At 72.0% G+C, this 19,461-nt stretch carries 17 protein-coding genes; 5 read left to right on the top strand and 12 right to left on the bottom strand.

Features of this window, described 5'->3' with window-relative positions:
• Positions 1-2 precede the first annotated feature (2 nt).
• The 5 genes from SMD20_RS00935 to SMD20_RS00915 form a co-directional block, all read right to left on the bottom strand.
• Positions 3-878, bottom strand: a complete 876-nt coding sequence (locus SMD20_RS00935) for an ABC transporter ATP-binding protein (RefSeq protein WP_329592376.1) — start codon at positions 876-878, stop codon at positions 3-5.
• Complete coding sequence (locus SMD20_RS00930; RefSeq protein ID WP_329573859.1) at positions 878-1,819, bottom strand: ABC transporter ATP-binding protein; 942 nt, start codon at positions 1,817-1,819, stop codon at positions 878-880. Before SMD20_RS00930 ends, SMD20_RS00935 begins: the two co-directional genes overlap by 1 nt.
• The gene (locus SMD20_RS00925) at positions 1,816-2,700 is read right to left on the bottom strand and encodes an ABC transporter permease (protein ID WP_329573857.1); all 885 of its coding nucleotides are present in this window, start codon (positions 2,698-2,700) and stop codon (positions 1,816-1,818) included. Before SMD20_RS00925 ends, SMD20_RS00930 begins: the two co-directional genes overlap by 4 nt.
• Positions 2,697-3,692, bottom strand: a complete 996-nt coding sequence (locus tag SMD20_RS00920; RefSeq protein ID WP_329573855.1) for an ABC transporter permease — start codon at positions 3,690-3,692, stop codon at positions 2,697-2,699. The genes SMD20_RS00925 and SMD20_RS00920 overlap by 4 nt, the downstream gene beginning before the upstream one ends.
• 63 nt (positions 3,693-3,755) lie before the next feature.
• Entirely contained in the window at positions 3,756-5,522 is a 1,767-nt protein-coding gene (locus SMD20_RS00915; RefSeq protein ID WP_329573853.1) for an ABC transporter substrate-binding protein, read from the bottom strand.
• A 434-nt stretch (positions 5,523-5,956) separates the two neighbouring features.
• On the opposite strand from SMD20_RS00915, the gene SMD20_RS00910 reads away from it, so the two are divergent.
• A complete protein-coding gene (locus SMD20_RS00910) occupies positions 5,957-6,826 on the top strand; it encodes a CAP domain-containing protein (RefSeq protein ID WP_329573851.1) in 870 nt (289 codons plus the stop codon).
• On the opposite strand, the gene mug is transcribed toward SMD20_RS00910, so the two are convergent.
• The 5 genes from mug to SMD20_RS00885 all read right to left on the bottom strand — a co-directional run bounded on the left by mug (position 6,823) and on the right by SMD20_RS00885 (position 13,800).
• Complete coding sequence (gene mug / locus SMD20_RS00905; protein ID WP_329573849.1) at positions 6,823-7,326, bottom strand: G/U mismatch-specific DNA glycosylase; 504 nt, start codon at positions 7,324-7,326, stop codon at positions 6,823-6,825. The genes SMD20_RS00910 and mug overlap by 4 nt on opposite strands.
• A gap of 8 nt (positions 7,327-7,334) precedes the next feature.
• Positions 7,335-8,738, bottom strand: a complete 1,404-nt coding sequence (locus SMD20_RS00900) for a sugar porter family MFS transporter (protein ID WP_329573847.1) — start codon at positions 8,736-8,738, stop codon at positions 7,335-7,337.
• A gap of 68 nt (positions 8,739-8,806) precedes the next feature.
• Positions 8,807-11,269 carry a polynucleotide kinase-phosphatase gene (locus SMD20_RS00895; RefSeq protein WP_329573845.1) on the bottom strand — a complete coding sequence of 821 codons (2,463 nt, stop codon included), beginning with the start codon at positions 11,267-11,269 and terminating at the stop codon, positions 8,807-8,809.
• Positions 11,253-12,839, bottom strand: coding sequence for a 3' terminal RNA ribose 2'-O-methyltransferase Hen1 (locus SMD20_RS00890; protein ID WP_329573844.1), 1,587 nt, complete (start codon positions 12,837-12,839; stop codon positions 11,253-11,255). The genes SMD20_RS00895 and SMD20_RS00890 overlap by 17 nt, the downstream gene beginning before the upstream one ends.
• Positions 12,840-12,885: 46 nt before the next feature.
• Positions 12,886-13,800: an LLM class F420-dependent oxidoreductase gene (locus tag SMD20_RS00885; RefSeq protein WP_329573842.1), complete on the bottom strand. Its 915-nt coding sequence runs from the start codon at positions 13,798-13,800 to the stop codon at positions 12,886-12,888.
• A gap of 117 nt (positions 13,801-13,917) precedes the next feature.
• Between SMD20_RS00885 and SMD20_RS00880 the strand changes: the two genes are divergently transcribed.
• The 4 genes from SMD20_RS00880 to SMD20_RS00865 are packed head-to-tail and all read left to right on the top strand — an operon-like array spanning position 13,918 to position 18,021.
• Positions 13,918-15,018 (top strand): hypothetical protein, encoded by a 1,101-nt coding sequence (locus SMD20_RS00880; RefSeq protein ID WP_329573840.1) that lies wholly within the window; start codon positions 13,918-13,920, stop codon positions 15,016-15,018.
• A gap of 48 nt (positions 15,019-15,066) precedes the next feature.
• A complete protein-coding gene (locus tag SMD20_RS00875; protein ID WP_329573838.1) occupies positions 15,067-16,224 on the top strand; it encodes a sensor histidine kinase in 1,158 nt (385 codons plus the stop codon).
• On the top strand, positions 16,221-17,405 hold the full coding sequence (locus SMD20_RS00870; protein ID WP_329573836.1) for a sensor histidine kinase: 1,185 nt from the start codon (positions 16,221-16,223) through the stop codon (positions 17,403-17,405). The genes SMD20_RS00875 and SMD20_RS00870 overlap by 4 nt, the downstream gene beginning before the upstream one ends.
• Before the next feature lie 16 nt (positions 17,406-17,421).
• The gene (locus SMD20_RS00865; RefSeq protein ID WP_329573834.1) at positions 17,422-18,021 is read left to right on the top strand and encodes a response regulator transcription factor; all 600 of its coding nucleotides are present in this window, start codon (positions 17,422-17,424) and stop codon (positions 18,019-18,021) included.
• Between the two features lie 23 nt (positions 18,022-18,044).
• On the opposite strand, the gene SMD20_RS00860 is transcribed toward SMD20_RS00865, so the two are convergent.
• Both SMD20_RS00860 and SMD20_RS00855 read right to left on the bottom strand, forming a co-directional pair.
• Positions 18,045-18,704: a potassium channel family protein gene (locus tag SMD20_RS00860; protein WP_091082015.1), complete on the bottom strand. Its 660-nt coding sequence runs from the start codon at positions 18,702-18,704 to the stop codon at positions 18,045-18,047.
• Positions 18,704-19,369 (bottom strand): potassium channel family protein, encoded by a 666-nt coding sequence (locus SMD20_RS00855; protein WP_329573831.1) that lies wholly within the window; start codon positions 19,367-19,369, stop codon positions 18,704-18,706. The genes SMD20_RS00860 and SMD20_RS00855 overlap by 1 nt, the downstream gene beginning before the upstream one ends.
• Between the last annotated feature and the right edge of the window lie 92 nt (positions 19,370-19,461).

Below are 19,461 nucleotides of genomic sequence, written 5' to 3'. Positions count from 1 at the left end.
CCTTAACAGGTCTTCGACCGGGCGCACGCGACGAAGTGGCCCGGAGCGGCCTCCAGCAGGCCGCCGGAGGCCCCGCGCTCGTGGTAGAGGCAGGTGCCCGCGTCCTCGGCGTCGGCCCAATCCTCGTGCAGGCGCGGCACCGCCGACAGCAGCTCGCGCGTGTAGGCATGGAGCGGGTCGCCGAAGACCTCGCCGGTCGGGCCCATCTCCACCACCGCGCCCTCGCGCAGCACGATCGTCCGCTCGGCCAGGTAGTTGCCGAGCGACAGGTCGTGCGTGATGTAGAGCACGCCGAGGCCGCGCGTCTTCAGCTCGGCCAGCAGGTTGAGCACGTCGATGCGGGTGGAGGCGTCCAGCATGCTGGTGATCTCGTCGGCCACCAGCAGGCGGATCTCCAGCAGCAGCGCGCGGGCGATGAGCAGGCGCTGGAGCTGGCCGCCGCTGAGCTGGTGGGGAAACTTGCCGAGCACCTGGTCGGGGTTGAGCCGCACGTCGCGCAGAGCCGTACGGACCCGCTCGGCCCACTCCCCCTCGGGCACGCCGGGATGGTACGACTCCTTGATCATCGCGAACACCCGGTCGGCCTTGAACACCGGGTTGAACGAGCTGAACGGGTCCTGGAAGATCCCCTGGACGTCGCGGTAGTAGTCCTTGCCCGCCCGCGCCGGCCGCCCGTCGAAGGTGATCGTGCCGCTGGTGGCCCTGCTGAGCCCGAGGATCAGGCGGCCGAGCGTGCTCTTGCCGCTGCCGCTCTCCCCGATGAGGGAGACGACCTCACCGGGCGCGACGTCGAAGCTGACGTCCCTGACGGCGGTGACGGTACGGCCGCCGAAGGCGCCGATCCTGAACACCTTGGTGACGTGGTCGAGTCTCAGCATCATGCCTTCCAGCAGGCGACGTGGTGGCCGGGCGCGACCTCGGCCACGGGCGGCTCCTCGGCGCACTCGTCCCCGGCGAGCGGGCAGCGGGCGCGGAAGCGGCAGCCGGCGGGCGGGTCGAGCAGCGACGGCGGGCTGCCGGCGATGCCCTCCAGCCGCCGATCGGCGTAGCGGACGCCGACCTCGGGCAGCGAGTCGATGAGGAGCCTGGTGTACGGATGCCGGGGCGTCTTGACGAGCGCGTCGGCGGGGGCCTTCTCGGCGAGGCGGCCCGCGTACATGACCATGATCGTGTCGGCGATGTGGTGGGTGAGCGCGATGTCGTGCGTGACGAAGATCATGCTCGTGACGTAGCCGCTGTCGCGGAAGCCGAGCAGCGCGCGGGCGACGGCCTTCTGGGTGGAGACGTCGAGCGCGGAGGTGACCTCGTCGGCGATGAGCAGCGACGGGTCGAGCAGCGTGGAGATGACCATGACCATGCGCTGCTTCATGCCGCCGGACAGCTCGATCGGGTAGCGGTCGAGCACCTCGCGCGGCAGCCCGACCTGGTCCATGCGCCGCTCCAGCTCGGCGGCGTCGAGCGTGACGCCGCGCGAGCGCAGCAGCTCGCCGACCATCTTGCGGATCTTGCGGGTGGGGTTGAGCGCGCTCATCGCGTACTGCGGGATGAGGGAGACCTCCTTGAAGCGGAAGCCGTTCATCGCCCGGTCGTCGGCGATCGGCAGCTCGCGCCCGTCGAGCACGACCCGGCCGCCGACGTGCCGCATGCGGCCGTCCATGCGGATGAGGGACTTGCCCAGGGTGCTCTTGCCGCAGCCGGACTCGCCGACCAGGCCGAGGATCTCGCCGTCGCCGAGCTCGAAGGACATGCCGTCGAGCGCGCGCACGTCGCCCCTGAGCGTCCTGTAGTGGACCCTCAGCTCGCTGACCTGCAGGCTCATGTCTCCCTCAGTTTCGGGTTGAAGACCTCGTCGAGGCCGACGTTGGCCACGTACAGGGCGCCGACGATGGCGGTGATGGCGGCGCCCGGCGGCACGAACCACCACCACATGCCGAGCTGGAGCGCGCTCCACTGGTTGGCGTTCTGCAGCATCAGGCCCAGCGAGACGCCCTCGGTGGGGCCGAGGCCGATGAAGTCCAGCGAGGAGGCGATGAGCACCGAGCCGCCGAACAGCAGGATGAACGTCATGAACAGGTAGGAGCTCATGTTCGGGGCGATCTCCCTGGCGATGATCCGCCCGGTGCCGGACCCGCTCATCCTGGCCAGGTCCACGAACTCGCGGGTGCGCAGCGAGAACGTCTGCGCCCGGATCGCCCGCGCCGCCCACGGCCACTGCGTCAGCCCGATGAACAGGCCCTGCACGGCCACGCTGCGGATGCCCAGGTAGGCGTTGACGATCAGCAGGACGGCCAGGCTGGGGATGACCAGGATGATGTTGGTCAGCATGTTGAGCACCTCGTCCACCAGGCCGCCGACGTAGCCGGCCACGAAGCCGACGACCATCCCGATGACCGCGGCGATGCCGCCGCCGACCACGCCGACGGCGAAGGTGGCGCGCAGGCCGTGCACGAACTGGGCGAAGATGTCCTGGCCGAAGGTGGTGGTGCCGAGCCAGTGCTCGCCGGTGGGCGGGCTCATCGCCTGGACGCTGTACTCGTTGGGCGCGGCGGCCACGAACAGCGGGCCGATCAGGCCCAGCAGGAGCAGCGCCAGGACGATCGTCAGGCCGGTCATGAGCTTGCCGTTGCGCACCGCGAAGTAGAGGGCCTCGCGCCGGACCGCGGCCCGCTCGCGCGGCACGGCTTCCTGGATCGTCGTCATGCCTGCGCACCCGCCATTCCCGCCCTGGTCCGGGGGTCGACCACGACGTAGACGATGTCGATGATGAAGTTGGCGATCAGCACGCCGAGCACGATGAACAGGAACGCCCCCTGGAGGAGGAAGAAGTCCTTGTTCTGGATGGCCTTGAGTATGAGGCTGCCGAGGCCCGGGTAGGCGAAGACGATCTCGGTGACCAGCGCGCCGGCCACGAGCACGCCGAGCTGCAGGGCGAGACCGGTGATCTGGGGCAGGACGGCGTTGCGGAAGGCATATCTGCGGATGAGCCGGGCGGGCGCGCCGAGCGCCGACAGGTAGGTCGAGTAGTCCGACTCCAGCTCGTAGATGATCATGTTGCGCATGCCGATCGCCCAGCCGCCCAGCGCCACCAGGAACAGCGACAGGAACGGCAGCGTCCAGTGGTGCAGCAGGTCGAGGAAGAACGTCCACGACAGGTTGGGGCGCATGGAGAAGCTGTAGCCGCCGGCCACCGGGAAGAGCCCGGCGATCACGCCGAGCGACCAGGCCAGCAGCACCGCCAGCCACATGTACGGCATCGCCGTCAGCACGTAGCCGACCGGCAGGACGGTGTTGTCGAGCAGCTTGCGGCGGGCCGCGTACGCGCCGAACTGGTTGCCGACGACCCAGCTCAGCAGCACCGACGGGACGACCAGCGCCAGCGTGTACGGCACCGCGCCGCCGATCACCTGGCTCACCGGGGTCGGGAACAGCCAGATGCTGGTGCCGAAGTCGCCGCGCAGCAGCGCGCCCCAGAAGTTGGCGTACTGCGTGAGCAGCGGCTGGTCCAGGCCGAAGAGGTTGTTGTAGTAGGCCCGCATCGCCTCGACGGCCTCGGGCTTGGTGACGTTGGCCCGCGCGACCATGCTGGCGACCGGGTCGCCGGGCATGAAGCGCGGGATCATCCAGTTGACCGTGACGGCGACGAAGAACGTCAGCCCGTAGATGAGCAGTTTCCTGCCGAAGTATCGACGCACGTGATCTGTCTCCGTGAGGGCCCCGCTCCCCAGCGCCGGGGAGCGGGGGCTTCGAGGGTCCGGCTAGGAGGCGGCGGGCTGGATCTGGGTGAGGGTCTCGAACCCGCCCAGCTCCAGCCAGTTGCGCCACATCACGGCGGGGGTCTTCGGCGCGCTCCCGGCCGCGGCCGGCCAGTTCTTCCACACCGAGGTGCTGGACTGCGCCCAGAGGCCGTTGTACCAGAGCGGGATCACCGGCAGGTCGTCCAGGTGGATCTGCTGGAGCTGGGAGATGATCTTCTGCATGCCGGCGGTGTCGTCGGTCTTGACCTGATCGAGCTGCTGGACGAGGTCCCAGGCCTTCTTGTTCTCGTAGCGGCCGAAGTTCACCGTGTTCTGCTGCTTCTGGATCGGCAGCTGGAACAGGTACTCGTAGTACGTGTACGGCGAGTTCGACAGCTGCCGCTCGTTGTTGATCACCAGGTCGAAGTCACCCTTGGTGCGCTTCTCCACCAGGGCGTTGAAGTCGGGGAAGTCGGGGGTGATCTGGATGCCGGCGGCCTTGGCGCTGGCGGCGATCGAGCGGGCCGACTCCATCCAGTCGGTCCAGCCGGACGGGACGATGAGGGACAGGCTGATCTTGGAGCCGTCCTTGTTCTCGACGTACCCGTCGCCGTCGCCGTCCTTGTAACCGGCGTCGGCCAGCAGCTTCTTGGCCTTGGCGGCGTCGAAGGAGAAGCCCGACTTCGCGACCACGTCCTGGTCGACGTACTTGTCCCACTGCGGCAGCAGGCCGGTCGGGCTGGCGGCCTTGACGAGGTTGCCGTAGACGCCTTCGACGATCTTCTTGACGTCGATCGAGGAGGCGAGGGCCTTGCGGAAGGCGGGGTCGTCCATCGGCTTCTTGGTGGTGTTGGGCACCAGCCAGGCGGTGTTGGCCGACAGCATGTACGGCGGCTCGGTGTAGAAGGTGGTCAGCCCGAAGTTGCCCTGGACCAGGTTGGCCACGCCGGGCAGGAAGTTGTTGCTGAGGTCGAGGCCCTTCTGCAGCAGCAGGCCCATCGCGACCTCGTTGCTCGGGGTGGCGATGTCGACGATGTAGCGGGGCTTGGGCTCCATGTTGAGCGCGGTCTTGCCCCACCAGTCGTCGCGGCGCTGCAGGGTCACGCGGTCCTGGTCCTTGCTCAGGAACTTGTACGCGCCCGTGCCGACCGGGTTCTCGTTGAGCCCGTCCAGGACCTCCTTCTCGGACCGGTCCTTCCAGATGTGCTCGGGGACCATCGTGCGCGAGTAGAGCATGAAGTCCCACTCCTGGTAGTTGGCCGTGGAGAAGGTGAAGCGCGCGGTCTGGTCGTCGACCGCCTCCGCCTTCTGCAGCCAGTTCCACAGGTTGTGGTACGGGATCGTCTCCATCTTGCCGAGCTCGAAGGAGAAGACGACGTCCTTGGCCGTGAACGGCTGCCCGTCGGACCACTTGACGCCGGGACGCAGCTTGATCTCGTAGGTGGTGTCGTCCGTCCACGAGCCGCTCTCCGCCAGCCAGGGGGTGAGCTTGGCGGCGGTGGTGTCGTAGTGGAACAGCGACTCGTACACCAGGCCCTTGGTGCCGACGGCCGAGTCCCACTCCCTGATCGGGTTGAAGTTGGCCGGCGGGCCCCACTGGGTGCCGGTGGTGTAGAGCGTCTCGCCGCGAGGGAGCTGGTTCGGGTCGGCGTCGGCCGGCGCGCCCTGGCTCTGGCCCTGGCTGGGGGCGGGGCCGGTCGGGGTGGAGGGGCCGCCGCTGCAGGCCGTGGCGGCGAGCAGCAGGCCCGCCGCGAGGAGCGGGATGATCTTCCTGGGCCGGTTACGCATCGCTTCTCTCCTTCCTTCGCGTGGGGGCGCGAAAGTTCCTACGAGCACGTACCTGTGGGAGCGCTCCCAAGGCCGATGCCGAACGGGCTCCCGCCACGAGCGCTGGGGTTTGCTGAACCGGATAAGTACCGCGAACGTAAATTCCTGGTGTCGCTCCCGTCAAGAGCCGTGACATTTTCGAGACGTCAGCGCCGGGAGCGCTCTCAACGGTCACCTAACCGGTTCGGTGACCGGATTTCGGGCGGCCGGAACGGGCATGGAGCGGAAGCGCCCCGCCATGCGCCCGGGGGGCGAATGCCACCTCTGACGCACCAGGAGACGCTTTGGTTTACCTGCGACATCACAGAAATGTTGCGAAATGGGAGACAAATAGGTTGCTGCCCCGACAGAATGCCTTGCGATCCAGCGTCCATCGCAACTGGAGGAACCCCCCTATGCGTAGACCCCTTGGGGTCCTTGCCGGCCTGGTGAGCGTCGCGGCCCTGTGCGCGCCGACCACCGCGGCCGAGGCCGCGACCGCATCGCAGGCGGCCTGCCGGGTGACCGTCACCAAGCCCAGGCTCAGCGGGAACGCCCTGAAGATCGTCTCCTCGGCCGCCCGCCGCGGCTGTTTCTCCCCCTCCCTGGTGCGCGTCCGCATCCTGCGGGCCGTGCCCGGCAAGGACCCGGTCGTCAAGAGCGGCGCCACCAGGAGCGGCCGCGTCAGCCTGGCCATGGACTGCCGGCCCGGCACGTACTACGCGACCGCCACCGACTACCGCGGCCGCACGGTCAAGTCGCGGGCGGTCCGGCTCACCTGCTCCCCGGACTCGGGCACCCCCACCCCGACGCCCACGAGCTCCCCCTCCGGTTCGCCCACCGCGACGCCGACCCCCTCAACCTCTCCGACGACCGGCCCGACCGGTGGCGCCGTGGGCACCGCTGAGGAGAACGAGGTCGTCAGGCTGGTCAACGACGAGCGCGCCAAGGCCGGCTGCGGCCCCCTGACGCACAACGCCCAACTACGCGCGGCGGCCTTCGGCCACTCCGACGACATGGCGAAGCAGAACTACTTCAGCCACACCTCGAAGGACGGCAGGAGCTTCACCGACCGCATCCGCGCGGCCGGCTTCACCGGCGGCTCCGCCTGGGCCGAGAACATCGCCTTCGGCCAGTCCTCGCCCGCCTCCGTCATGCAGTCGTGGATGAACAGCGCCGGGCACAAGGCCAACATTCTCAACTGCCGCTACAACCTCATCGGGGTCGGCGCCGCCAAGAACGCCCAGGGCCGCATCTACTGGACGCAGGACTTCGCCGCCCGTTAGGACTGGGCGAGTGAGGATCGCAGGCGGCTCATCTCGTCCGCGATCCCGGCCAGGGTCCAATGGGCGTTGAGCCCGCTCGGGTTGGGCAGCACCCACACCCTGGCCCCGCCCACCGTCTCCTCCTGCGGCCCGATCCGCGCCTTGGGCCGCAGGAAGGCGGTGCGGTAGGCCGACACGCCCAGCACCGCGAGCGCCTTCGGCCCCAGCCCGGCCACCTTCGCCGCCAGCGCGGCCCCGCCCTCGACCAGCTCCTCCTTCGTCAGCTCCGACGCCTTGGCGCTGGCGCGGGGGGCGAGGTTGGTGATGCCGAGCCCGTACGCGGGCAGCAGGTGCTGCTCGGCGGGCGCGAGCAGCCGGGGCGTGAACCCGGACAGGTGCAGCGCGGGCCAGAACCGGTTGCCGGGCCGGGCGAAGTGGTGACCGGTGGCGGCGGACATGAGGCCGGGGTTGATGCCGCAGAACAACACGTCGAGCGAGGGACCAAGGACGTCGTCGAGCACGCCACAGGCTAGCCCATGTCCTCCAGTTTGCGGCCCTTCGTCTCCTTGATCCGCCGGAGCACGAAGACGAACGACAGCGCCGCGAAGACCGCGTACGCCGCATAAGTGAGCGGCAGGTTCCAGGCGGCGAGCGCCGGGAACGACACCGTGACCGCCCAGTTGGCCAGCCACTGCGCCGCGGCGGCGACGCCGAGCGCGGCGGCCCGGATCCGGTTGGGGAACATCTCCCCCAGCAGCACCCAGACCACCACACCCCAGGACAGGGCGAAGAACAGCACGAACAGGTTGGCCGCCACGAGCGCGATCGGCCCCTGCGGATCGGGCAGCGTGGCCACGCCGCCCCTGTTCACACGGGGGGCGCTGAACGCCCACGCCGTCGTGGCCAGCGAGAGCGCCATGCCGGCCGAGCCGATCAGCAGCAGCGGCCGCCGCCCGATCCGGTCCACGAGCGAGATCGCGATGAACGTGCCGATGATGTTGATGATCGAGCTGGAGAAGCTGATCAGCAGCGAGTCGCTCTGGTTGATGCCCACCGACTGCCACAGGACCGACGAGTAGTAGAAGATCACGTTGATGCCGACGAGCTGCTGGAAGGCCGACAGGACGATGCCGGCCCACACGATCGGCAGCAACCCGAGCGCGGGCCCGCGCAGGTCGCGCAGCCCCGGCACCCGCTGGGTGCGCACCACGTGCTGGATCTCGGCGATGCGCGCGTCGAGGTCGACGTCCTCGCCCTCGACCTCGGCCAGCACCTCCCGCGCCCGCCGGGCCTTGCCCGCCATGATGAGGTAGCGCGGCGACTCGGGGATGACCAGCGCGAACATCAGGTAGAGCAGCGCCGGGACCGCGCACGCGCCCAGCATCCACTGCCACGCCTGCAGCACCCAGAGCTGGTTGTTGACCGCGCCGCCCGCCAGCCGCGCGATCACGTAGTTGACGAGCTGCGAGACCGCGATGCCGAGCACGATGGCGAGCTGCTGGAACGAGCCGAGCCGCCCGCGGTAGGCGGGCGGCGCGACCTCGGCGATGTACGCCGGCCCGAGCACCGACGCCATGCCGATGGCGAAACCCGCGATCACCCGCCACAACGCGAGGTCCCAGATGGCGAACGGCAGCATCTGCCCGATCGAGCTGACCGCGAACAGCAGCGCCGCCACCTGCATCGACCGGGTACGGCCCCACCGGTCGGCCAGCCCGCCGCCGATCCAGGCGCCGACGGCGGAGCCCAGCAGCGCGATCGCCACCACGATGCCCGTCTCCACCGGCCCCACCCGGAAGTACCGCTGGATCCCGACCACCGCGCCGTTGATGACGGAGCTGTCATAGCCGAACAGGAACCCGCCGATGGCAGCGGCGGCCGTGATGAACACGACGTAGCTCAGGTGCTCCTGATGCGTGTGCTGAGTGGCCATGCAGGTCCTTTCCCCGTCACCGGGGCATACCCGCACGTCAGGGACCCATCGGACCCCTTACCCAACCTTTAGAGGCGCGGGTCCACCGGCTCGGACTCCAGCGCCAGCACCGCGAAGACCGGCTCGTGCACCCGCCAGGCCGCCTCGCCGTCCGCCAGCCGCGTCAGCGCCTCCAGGCCGAGCGCGTACTCGCGGAGGGCGAGCGAGCGCTTCTTGCCGAGGAAGCGCCTGCGCAGCACGTCCAGCGACTCGGTGTAGTCGGGGCCGTAAATGATCCGCAGGTACTCGCGCCCGCGCACCTTGATCCCCGGCTGCACCCGGCCCGGCGTGTGGACCGCGGGCTTGACCACCATGCCCTCGCCGCCGGCCGCCGTCAGCGACTCCCACCACTCGGTGGCCGCCGCCCGCGACGCGGGCGAGCCGAGGTCGGCGAACACGTGCCGGGTCGGGGCGATCAGCGGCGCGTCCAGCTTGCCGAGCGTGGCCAGGTGCCAGGCGTGCGGCTCCAGCGCCGTGGCCCGTCCCTCGCAGGCCAGGATCTGGAACGGGGCCACCTTCACCCCTTCCAGGCCGTCCACCGGCCAGCAGTAGCGCGCATACGCCTCGCGGAACAGGGCAGCGTTGGAGGAGCGGCGCCGGGTGCGGATCAACAGCTCGCCCACATCCAGTCCGCGCCCGGCCGCCGCTTCCAGGGCCGCGACCGCCTCCGGCAGGGCCGCGCGGGCGGCCGCGCCCACCGAGGCGTACTGGCGTCTGATCAGCTCGCCCGCCTTGGCCGACCAGGGCAGCAGCTCGCAGTCGAGCACCACCCAGTCGGAGCCGAGCTCGTCCCACAGCGGCGCGCAGGCCGCCCGCAGCCGCTCGGTCAGCGGGCCGGTGTCGGCGAAGAACGGCCGCCCGGTCCGGGTGTAGACCGCGCCGCACGTGCCGTCGCGCACGCCGAAGCGGGCCTCGGCGGCCTCCGGCGTCCGCGCCAGGACCGCCACCGCCCGCGAGCCCATGTGCTTCTCCTCGCACACGACCTCGCGCACGCCTGCGGCGGCCAGCTCCTCGAACGCCTCGTGCGGGTGCTCCAGGTAGCCGTCGAGACGGGAGGTCTCCGGCGGCGCCATCGTCGGCGGCAGGTAGACCAGCCAGCGCGGATCGACCGCGAAGCGGCTCATGATCTCCAGTGCGGCGGCCGCGTTCGCCTCGTCGATCTTGATCCGGCCGCCGTGGCGGGTCTCGACGTGCCGGGTGCCGATCACGTCGCCGATGTCCAGCGTGCCGGGGTCGCGGCCGAGTCCGGTGCCGAGCGGCTTGACCGGCTCGTACCACATCTTCTCCGCCTGGACCTGGACGATTTCCCGCTCCGGGTAGCGCAGCGCGGTCAGGTGGCCGCCGAAGACGCAGCCGGTGTCGAGACAGATCGTGTTGTTGACCCACTCGGGCCGCGTCGTGGGCGTGTGCCCGTAGACGACCATGGCACGGCCGCGGTAGTCCTCGGCCCACGGCAGGCGGACGGGCAGGCCGTACTCGTCGGTCTCGCCGGTCGTCTCGCCGTACAGGGCGAACTCGCGCACCCGCTTGGAGGCCCGCCCGTGGTAGGACTCCTTCAGCCCGGCGTGCGCGACCACGAGCCGGCCGCCGTCCAGCCGGTAGTGGCTGAGCAGGCCGTCCATGAACGTCTTCGCCCGCGCCACGAACTCCGGCGGCTGCGCGGCGAGCTGGTCCAGCGACTCCTGCAGGCCGTGGGCGATCCTGACCTTGCGGCCGTCGAGCGCGCGCACCAGCTTCTGCTCGTGGTTGCCGGCCACGCAGATCGCGGTGCCGGCCTCGACCATGTCCATGACCAGGCGCAGCACGCCCGGCGTGTCCGGGCCGCGGTCCACCAGGTCACCGACGAACACCGCCGTACGGCCCTCGGGATGCCGCAGGCCCTGCCAGCCCAGCCGGGCCAGCAGCGTCTCCAGCTCGGCCCGGCAGCCGTGCACGTCGCCGATGACGTCGAACGGCCCGGTGAGGTGAGTGAGGTCGGACCACGCCTTCTCGTAGCCGATGACCGCCGCGTCGATCTCCTCGGGGCCGCGCAGCACGTGCACCTTCCTGAACCCCTCGCGGGCGATCCTGCCCATCGAGCGGCGCAGGTCCTTGCGCTGGCGGATCACCACGCCAGGGCCGAAGTCGCGGTCGGGGCGGACGGCGTTGCGCTCGATCGCCACCTGCTCCGGCACGTCCAGGACGATCGCGTCGGCCAGCACGTGATGTCTCCTGGCCAGCGCGACGAGGCTCTCGCGCGCGGCCTGCTGGACGTTGGTGGCGTCGACGACGGTGAGCAGCCCGCGGGCCAGCCGTACGCCCACGATGTGGTGCAGCAGGTCGAACGCCGCCGGCGTGGCCGTCTGGTCGTTCTCGTCGTCGGCGACCAGGCCGCGGCAGAAGTCGGAGGAGATCACCTGCGTCGGCTTGAAGTGCCGGCGCGCGAACGTCGACTTGCCGCTGCCGGAGACGCCGACGAGCACCACGAGCGACAGCTCAGGAACGCTGATCACGGGTGAACACTCCCATCTGGGTCGGCGGGCCGACCTCGGGGTCGTCGTCGCCGACCGGCTCGAACGCCACCGCGTAGCCGTGCTCGGCCGCCACCCGGCAGGCCCAGGCGGCGAACTCGGCGCGGGTCCACTCGAAGCGGTGGTCGGGGTGGCGCAGGCCGGTCAGGAACGCGTAGCGGACGTTGTACTCGATGTTGGGCGTGGTGATGACGACGTGCCGGGGGCGGGCGTGGCCGAACACGACGCGCTCCAGCGCCGCCAGGCGGGGCGGGTCGACGTGCTCGATCACCTCCATGAGCACGGCGGCGTCGTAGCCGGACAGGCGCTTGTCGGTGTAGGTGAGCGCGCCCTGGAAGAGGGTGAGGCGGGCCCGCTTGGCCTCGGGCATGCGGTCGAGGCGCAGCCGGCGGGCGGCGATGGTGAGGGCCAGCGGGGAGACGTCCATGCCGGCGACCCGCGTGAACGCCGGACGCGACAGCAGCGCGCCGACCAGCTCCCCCTGGCCGCAGCCCAGGTCGATGACGCTCGTCGCGCCCAGCTCGGTCAGCTTGCCCAGCACCGCCTCCCGCCGCCGCACGCTCAGCGACCTGACCTTGACCTCCGGCTCCCCGGCGACCTCCGGCTCCCCGGCCTTCTCGCCGCCGCCCGCACCCGGCTCGCCGGCCTTCCCGGCCCCCGCCTCCGCGGCCCCCGCCTCCGCGGCCCCCGCCTCCGCGGCCCCCGCCTCCGCGGCCTCGCTCGCCGCCGCCTCCGCGGCGGCGGCCTCGTCGGCGGCGGTCTCCTCGGGCGGGGCGTCCTCGGCGAGCGCCGGCTCCAGGTGCTCCTCGGTATCGTCGCCCAGCTCGGCCAGCCGGGTCAGCGCCGTACGCGCCAGTGACCAGCGCCGCCCCAGGTAGCGGCGGGTGATCAGGCCCCGCTCCGGATGCCCGCGCAGCCAGCCCTCCCCCGCCCGGATCAGCTTGTCCACCTCGTCGGGGGCGATCCAGTAGTGCTTGCCGTCGTCGAGCACCGGCAGCAGCACGTACAGGTGGTTGAGCGCGTCGGCGACGCGTACGGTGCCGCGCAGCGCGAGACGGACGTAACGGGACTCGCCCCACTCGGGGAAGCCCTCGTCGAGCGGCAGCACCCGCGCCTCGACCTCCCACCCCAGCGGCTCGAACAGCCTCCGGGCCAGGTCGGGCCCGCCGCGGCAGGGCAGCGCGGGCAGCGTCAGCTCCAGCGGCAGCGCCGTGCCCGGCAGCTCAGGCCGGGCCGCGCACCGCCCCGCCCGCGCGGTGCGGAACACTTCGCCGAGCGCCACGGCGAGCAGCGAGGAGGCCGCGTAGGGGCGGTCGTTGACGTACTGCGACAGGCTGAAGTCGGGCGAGCCCTTGCCGCGCGCCCTGGCCAGCGCGACCGGGTCGATCTCCAGCAGCAGCGCCGCCGTGCAGCGCTCCTCGTCCGCCTCCGGATAGAACACCGTGGCCGTGCCGGACGACTGGCGGAACTCCTGCACGCGCTCGGGATGCTTGTGCAGGAGGAAACCCAGGTCGGTGGCGGGCCTCGCGGTGTTCGTGATCGTCAGCAGCACCTTCCCAAGTGTGCAGGAACGCCGCGAAAACCCGCCATCCGTTTACCTACACGTGCGGCAGCACCTCGGCCGCGATCAGCTCCAGGTGCTCCAGGTCGCCGAGGTCGAGGACCTGCAGGTAGAACCGCTCGGCGCCGAGCCCGCCGAACTGCCCGATCCGCTCGACGACCTCGGCGGGCGTGCCGCACAGGCCGTTCTGGCGCAGCCTGTCCGGGTCCTCGCCGATGGCCGCCGCGCGCCGCTCGATCTCCGCCCGGTCCGCGCCGACCACCGTGGTCTGCGCGGCCGACAGCACGATCTCGCGCCCGGCCTCCTCGCACGCCTGGCGCACCCGGTCGTAGGCCGCCCCGGTGTCGGACAGCGAGCGGAACGGCACGTTGTACTCGTCGGCGTACGCCGCCGCGAGGCGCGGCGTGCGCTTGGCGCCGACCCCGCCGATGATGATCGGCGGCCGGGGCCGCTGCACCGGCTTGGGCAGCGCGGGCGAGTCGGCGAGCCGGTAGTAGCTGCCCTCGAAGGAGTAGCTCTTCTCCGCCGTCCACAGGCCGGTGATGATCTCCAGCTGCTCCTCGAAACGGGCGAAGCGCTCGCCGACGGGCGGGAACGGGATGCCGTACGAGGTGTGCTCGGCGTCGAACCACCCGGTGCCGAGACCCAGCTCCACCCGGCCGCCGCTCATCTGGTCGACCTGCGCCACGCTGATCGCCAGCGGCCCGGGCAGCCGGAACGTGGCCGGCGACACCAGCGTGCCCAGCCTGATGGCCGAGGTCTCCCTCGCCAGGCCCGCCAGCGTGACCCACGCGTCGGTCGAGCCGACGCCGGGGTCGCCCGCGCCGATGCGCTGGTAATGGTCGGACCGGAAGAACGCGTCGAAGCCCAGCCGCTCGGCGGCCTGGGCGACATTGAGCAGGTCGTCATAGGTGGCGCCCTGCTGGGGCTCGGTGAAGATCCGCAGCTTCATGTCAGCCATTATCGGCGCACATCGGACGCGAACCGGAAAGGGGTCACGTCGCGTCGCCGGGCTTGCTAGCGTTCAACCCAGCGCCCTAGGTAGCCGATCGAACACGGGGAGTGCTCTATGCCGCGGCACCAGAGGGAGCCGGGCCTGCTCCCCCGTCCTCTCGCCGTCCTCGCCGGGCTGGCGCTCGTGGCCGCCACCGTCGTCGCGGTCCGGCTGCTGCCGCCCGCGAGCGCCGTCGCCACGTCCCCGCCGCCCGCGCCGCCCGCCTCCCGGGCCGCGCCCCTCGACCTGCGCACGCCCGCGCTCTCCGCCGCGGTGGCCGAGTCGCCGCTGCCCGGCTTCATGCGGCCCGGCCTCGTGGGGCCCGGTTCCGTGGGGCCCGGCTTCGTGGGGTACGTCGACACCGCCGCCGACCCCGCGTTCGACCTGCCGGCCACGGCCCTGCGCAGCGGCGTGCTCCACTACCTGCTCGGCCACCTCGTCGCGGGCGGCGCCGACGGCTGCTCCCCCGCCTGGGCGGGCGCGGGCGGCACGCTCATCGACCCCGGTGTCAACCAGGTGGCCAACAGGATCGGGCGGCTCAGGGCGCTCGGCGGCGACGCCGCGCCGTCGTTCGGCGGCGGGGGCGGGGGCGCGGGCGGCGCCGACCCGGCCGCCCGCTGCACGGAGCCGCGCGCGCTCGCCGCGGCCTACCGGCGGGTGGTGGGCGCCTTCGACGTCTCGGCCGTCGACTTCGAGCTGCCGGCCGGGGGCGAGAGCGCCGCGACGGCGGCGCGCCGGGCCCGCGCGCTCCGGGTCCTGCAGCGGGAGCGGGAGCTGCAGGTCAGCTTCACCGCGCCGCTCACGGCGTCGGGGCTGGAGGCGTCCTGCGTCGCGGCGCTGCGGGCCGCCCGCCTGGCCGGGGCCGAGGTCGGCACCGTCAACCTGCTGGCCGGGCTGGAGCCGCGCACGGCCCCCTCCGGCCGGCTGTCCCGGCTCGCCGCCGCCGTGCGGCTGGCCGAGGCGCAGATCGCCCGCGCCCAGTCGCTGCCGGAGCAGGAGGACGCCTGGCGGCGCGTCGCGCTGACGCTCGTGCTCGCCGACGGGTCCGAGCTGAGCGAGCAGGACGCCCGCACCCTCTCCGCGTACGCCGTCCGCCACGGCCTCGCCTGGCTGTCCCTGCGCGGGGCCGAGCCCGATGAGGGGGCTGCGACCGTTCTGCACGGATCCGTACCCTGACTATAGGATTCCCTTACCGTCACCACATCCAGGCGAGGGGGAGGGGCGATGGCGGCTCGTCCCGAGACGGCCAGGAAGATCCTGATTTACTGGATGGACGGCGTCGTGGCGCTGATGGCCGTCATCACCGTGGCGTTCACCGTCGGCCGGAGCACGGCGGGCGCGATCTCGCCCCTCCACGCCGCGGTCACCGTGACCTGCCAGCTCGGGCTGTGCGTGCTGTTCCCCATCCTCCTCAGGGAGGCCTTCGACCACCGGCCGCGCCCCACCTGGAAGCTGGCGCTCGCGGGGGCGTTCGCGCTGGCCGCGACGCTGCTGCGCCCGACCACCCTCGACAACTCCTCGCCGTGGATCGAGGTGGGCACGCTGTGGCTCGCCGCAGCCGCCCTCTACCTGTCGCCCCGGGCGATCGTCTGCGTGGCGACGGCGGTGGCCGGGCTGCTCACCGTCCACGGCGCGCTGGTGCACGACCAGAGCTGGCCCGGCGTCCTGATCAGCTTGCTGATCAACTTCGCCTTCATGATCCCTGCCATGCTCCTGTGGCGCTGGCTCTGGTGGATCATCAGGGACGCCTCCAACGCGCGCGAGGCGCGGGCCCGGCTGGCGGTCGCCGAGGAACGGCTGCGCTTCGCCCGCGACCTGCACGACCTGCTCGGCCACAGCCTGGCGGTGATCACGCTCAAGAGCGAGCTGGCCGCCAAGCTCGCCACCAAGGACGCCGCGCGGGCGCTGACGGAGATGACCGAGGTCAGGGAGCTGGCCGGCGACTCGCTGGCCGAGGTCCAGCAGGCCGTGCACGGCTACCAGCATCTCGACCTCGACGAGGAGGTGGCCGGGGTGCGGGCCGCGCTGGAGGCGTCCGGCACGCGCTGCGTCGTCCACGTACGGGCCGACGGGCTCGGACCGGCCGCGCGGGCGCTGCTCGCGTGGGTGGTGCGCGAGGGCGGCACCAACGTGCTCAAGCACAGCAGGGCCACGCGCTGCGCCATCACGATCGACGGCGGTCTGCTGGAGATGCGCAACGACGGGGTGGCGCGAGGCGCGGCGCAGCCGTCGCCGGGCAGCGGCCTGCGCGGGCTGGCCGAGCGGCTGGTCGCCGCGGGCGGCACCCTGTCGGCCGCGCCCACGGCGACGGGCGAGTTCCTGCTGCGCGCGACGGTGCCGGTCGTGGGCGAACTGCCGGCCCGGGAGGCGGTGCCGGCATGACACCGACCACAGAGGCCGGCCCGACGAACCCAGAGGCGGGCGCGACGACCGGGGACGGGGTGCGCATGTGGCCGCTGCGGCGGCTGCGTACCGCGACCAAGCTCGACAAGGTCCGCTGGCTGATCGTCTACTCCACCGATCTCGTGCCGCTGGTCAGCCTGATCGGCCTCTACGCGCTCTACCTCCAGTGGCAGGCGGGCATGCCCCCCGCCCTGGCGGGCGGCGCCGCCGTCCTGCTGGTGGTCTTCGCCGCGCTCTGCACGCGGCCGTTCCGGGTCGCGGTGCGCGGCGGGCCGCGGCCCACGGCGCTGCTGGCGGTGAGCGGGGCGCTCGCGCTGCTGCTGGCCGTCGTGGCCGTCGTGTGGGCGCTCCCGTCCTGGCTGGGGGCGCTGACGCCGTTCGTCCGCATGCGCACGATCGTCGCCGTCTCGACCGGCTCGATCGTGCTCCTCGCCCTCATCGGCGCGCTGTCCGGGGCGCGGCTCACGGACATGCTGGCGCTGGTGGCGGCGATGACGTTCCTGACGGTGGTCGCGGTCGGCGCGACGGGGGCGAACCTGAAGCTGTGGCGGCTGGCCCACGAGGCGCACGAGGGCGAGGAGGCGCTGGCCAGGCTCGCGGTCTCGGAGGAGCGGCTGCGCTTCGCCCGCGACCTCAACGACCTGCTCGGCCAGAGCCTCACCGACGTGGCCGCCCGCGCCGGGCACGCCGAGGAGCGGCTGGGCGTCGATCCGGAGGCGGCCGCGGCCGAGATGTTCGAGGTGCGCGACCTCGCCCGGCGGTCGCTGCGCGAGGTGCGCGCGGTCGTCCAGAACTACCGCGCCGTCGACCTCGACGAGGTCCTCGCCAGCGTACGGGCGGTGCTGGAGGCGGCGGGCGTGCGCTGCGCCGTACGCGCCGACACGGCGGCGCTGTCCCCCGAGAGCCGCACGCTGCTGGCCACGGTCGTCCGCGAGGGCGCCACCAACGTGCTCAAGCACAGCCGGGCCGAGCGCTGCGAGATCAGGATCGAGGACGGCGTGCTGGAGATGTCCAACGACGGGGTGAGCGGCCCGGTGGGCCGGCACGCGCCCAACGGCCTGGCGGGACTGGCCGAACGGGTGCGCGCGGCGGGCGGCAGCCTGGAGGCGGCGCCCACGCCCGAGGGCCGTTACCTGTTGCGGGCGACGGTGCCCGCGTGAGCTCTGGGGAGAGACCATGACCATCCGCGTGCTGCTCGCCGACGACGAGCACCTCGTCCGCGGCGCCATCGCGGCCCTGCTGGACCTGGAGGAGGGCATCCAGGTGATCGCCCAGGTCGGCCGGGGTGACGAGGTGGTCGCCGCCGTGTCCGAGCACCGGCCCGACGTGGCCGTGCTCGACATCGAGATGCCCGGCATGGACGGCCTGAGCGCGGCCGAGCAGATCAGCGCCCAGTGCAAGATCGTCATACTGACCAGCCTGGGCCGGCCCGGCTACCTGCGCCGGGCCATGGCGGCGGGCGTGGGCGGCTTCCTCGGCAAGGACGCCTCCGCCGAGGAGCTCGCCATGGCGATCCGCAAGGTCCAGGGCGGCGGGCGCTACCTCGACGCCGAGCTGGCCGCGGCGGCCATGGCGGCCGGCGACAGCCCGCTGACCGACCGCGAGCGCGACGCGCTGCGGCTGGCCGGCGACGGCGCGACGATCTCCAGGATCGCGGGCGAGCTGCACCTGACCGAGGGCACCGTGCGCAACTACCTGTCGAGCGCGATGACCAAGCTCAACGCCCAGAACCGGCTGGAGGCCATCCGTACGGCCCAGCGCATGGGCTGGCTCTGACCCCGGCCCGCCGGGAGCGGGGGTCAGTGCTGGGAGAGCAGGTGGGCGAGCTCCTGCTCGACCTCCTGGTTGGCCACGAAGAGCAGCTCGTCGCCCGCCTCCAGCGGGTCGTCCGCCGACGGCACCAGCACCCGCCCCTCGCGCAGGATCGCGACCAGCGCGGAGTCGACCGGCCACGGCACCGCGCCGGCCCGCTGCCCGACGACGGGGGCGTCCTCGGCCAGGGTGAGCTCGACGAGGTTGGCCTGGCCCTGGCGGAACGTCATGAGCCGCACCAGGTCGCCGACGCTCACCGCCTCCTCCACCAGGGCGCTCAGCAGGCGCGGGGTGGAGACGGCGACGTCGACGCCCCACGACTCGTTGAACAGCCACTCGTTGTTGGGGTGGTTGATGCGGGCCACGACGCGCGGCACGCCGTACTCGGTCTTGGCCAGCAGCGACACCACGAGGTTGACCTTGTCGTCGCCGGAGGAGGCGACCACGACGTTGCAGTTGTTGAGCCCGGCCTCGTCGAGCGATGCGATCTCGCACGCGTCGGCGAGCAGCCATTCGGCCCGCGGCACGCTGTCGATCTTGATGGCGCGGGGGTCCACGTCGATGAGCAGGACCTCGTGGCCGTTCTCCAGCAGCTCCGCGGCGATGGAACGCCCGACCGCGCCCGCTCCGGCGATGGCGACGCGCATCAGTCATCCTCTTCCGGCGCCCCGGCGAGCGCCTTGTTGATCCGGTCCATGTCGTTCTCGGCGGCGATGACGTGCAGCACGTCGCCCTCCTGCACCACCAGGTCCCGGGTGACGGTGTGGGCCTCGCCCATGCGGTTGACGAACGCGGCGCGGGCGCCGACGCGCCTCTCCACGTCGATGACGCGGGTGCCGATCCAGGCGGGGTTGACGGCCACCTCGGCGAGCACGACGGTGCCCGTGGGGTCGCGCCACAGCGGCTCGGCGCCCTCCGGCAGGATGCGGCGCATGATCTGGTCGGCGGTCCAGCGGACGGTGGCCACCGTGGGGATGCCCAGGCGCTGGTAGACCTCGGCCCGGCGGGGGTCGTAGATGCGGGCCACGACGTTGTCGACGCCGAAGGTCTCGCGGGCCACCCGCGCGGAGATGATGTTGGAGTTGTCGCCGCTGGAGACGGCCACGAACGCCGCCGCCGACTCGACGCCGGCGTCGGTGAGCACGTCGCGATCGAAGCCGACCCCGGTCACCCGGCGGCCCCGGAACCCGGCCCGCAGCCTCCGGAACGCCTGCGGGTCGCGGTCGATGATGGCGACGGAATGGCCGTTGTCCTCGAGGATGTGCGCGAGGGTCGATCCCACACGGCCACACCCCATGATCACAATATGCATGTTCCCCCGCATGTTCGCGGCCGGCGGTTGTTCAGCCTCCAGTATGGCGCTAGGGGGGAGCACCTCGTTTAGGCCGTACGTCTGGGGCTAGC

The organism is Nonomuraea sp. LP-02 (genome assembly GCF_036289125.1).
Lineage (GTDB): Bacteria > Actinomycetota > Actinomycetes > Streptosporangiales > Streptosporangiaceae > Nonomuraea > Nonomuraea bangladeshensis.
This window is presented reverse-complemented; position numbering and strand designations above follow the sequence as displayed.

Excerpts from the sequence above, each read along its gene's own strand:
- SMD20_RS00900 (WP_329573847.1), bottom strand. The coding sequence starts at position 8,738 with ATGGCCACTCAGCACACGCATCAGGAGCACCTGAGCTACGTCGTGTTC.
- SMD20_RS00855 (WP_329573831.1), bottom strand. The coding sequence starts at position 19,369 with ATGCATATTGTGATCATGGGGTGTGGCCGTGTGGGATCGACCCTCGCG.
- SMD20_RS00865 (WP_329573834.1), top strand. The coding sequence starts at position 17,422 with ATGACCATCCGCGTGCTGCTCGCCGACGACGAGCACCTCGTCCGCGGC.
- SMD20_RS00860 (WP_091082015.1), bottom strand. The coding sequence starts at position 18,704 with ATGCGCGTCGCCATCGCCGGAGCGGGCGCGGTCGGGCGTTCCATCGCC.
- SMD20_RS00915 (WP_329573853.1), bottom strand. The coding sequence starts at position 5,522 with ATGCGTAACCGGCCCAGGAAGATCATCCCGCTCCTCGCGGCGGGCCTG.
- SMD20_RS00925 (WP_329573857.1), bottom strand. The coding sequence starts at position 2,700 with ATGACGACGATCCAGGAAGCCGTGCCGCGCGAGCGGGCCGCGGTCCGG.
- SMD20_RS00870 (WP_329573836.1), top strand. The coding sequence starts at position 16,221 with ATGACACCGACCACAGAGGCCGGCCCGACGAACCCAGAGGCGGGCGCG.
- SMD20_RS00880 (WP_329573840.1), top strand. The coding sequence starts at position 13,918 with ATGCCGCGGCACCAGAGGGAGCCGGGCCTGCTCCCCCGTCCTCTCGCC.
- SMD20_RS00930 (WP_329573859.1), bottom strand. The coding sequence starts at position 1,819 with ATGAGCCTGCAGGTCAGCGAGCTGAGGGTCCACTACAGGACGCTCAGG.
- SMD20_RS00875 (WP_329573838.1), top strand. The coding sequence starts at position 15,067 with ATGGCGGCTCGTCCCGAGACGGCCAGGAAGATCCTGATTTACTGGATG.
- SMD20_RS00935 (WP_329592376.1), bottom strand. The coding sequence starts at position 878 with ATGCTGAGACTCGACCACGTCACCAAGGTGTTCAGGATCGGCGCCTTC.
- SMD20_RS00910 (WP_329573851.1), top strand. The coding sequence starts at position 5,957 with ATGCGTAGACCCCTTGGGGTCCTTGCCGGCCTGGTGAGCGTCGCGGCC.
- SMD20_RS00885 (WP_329573842.1), bottom strand. The coding sequence starts at position 13,800 with ATGAAGCTGCGGATCTTCACCGAGCCCCAGCAGGGCGCCACCTATGAC.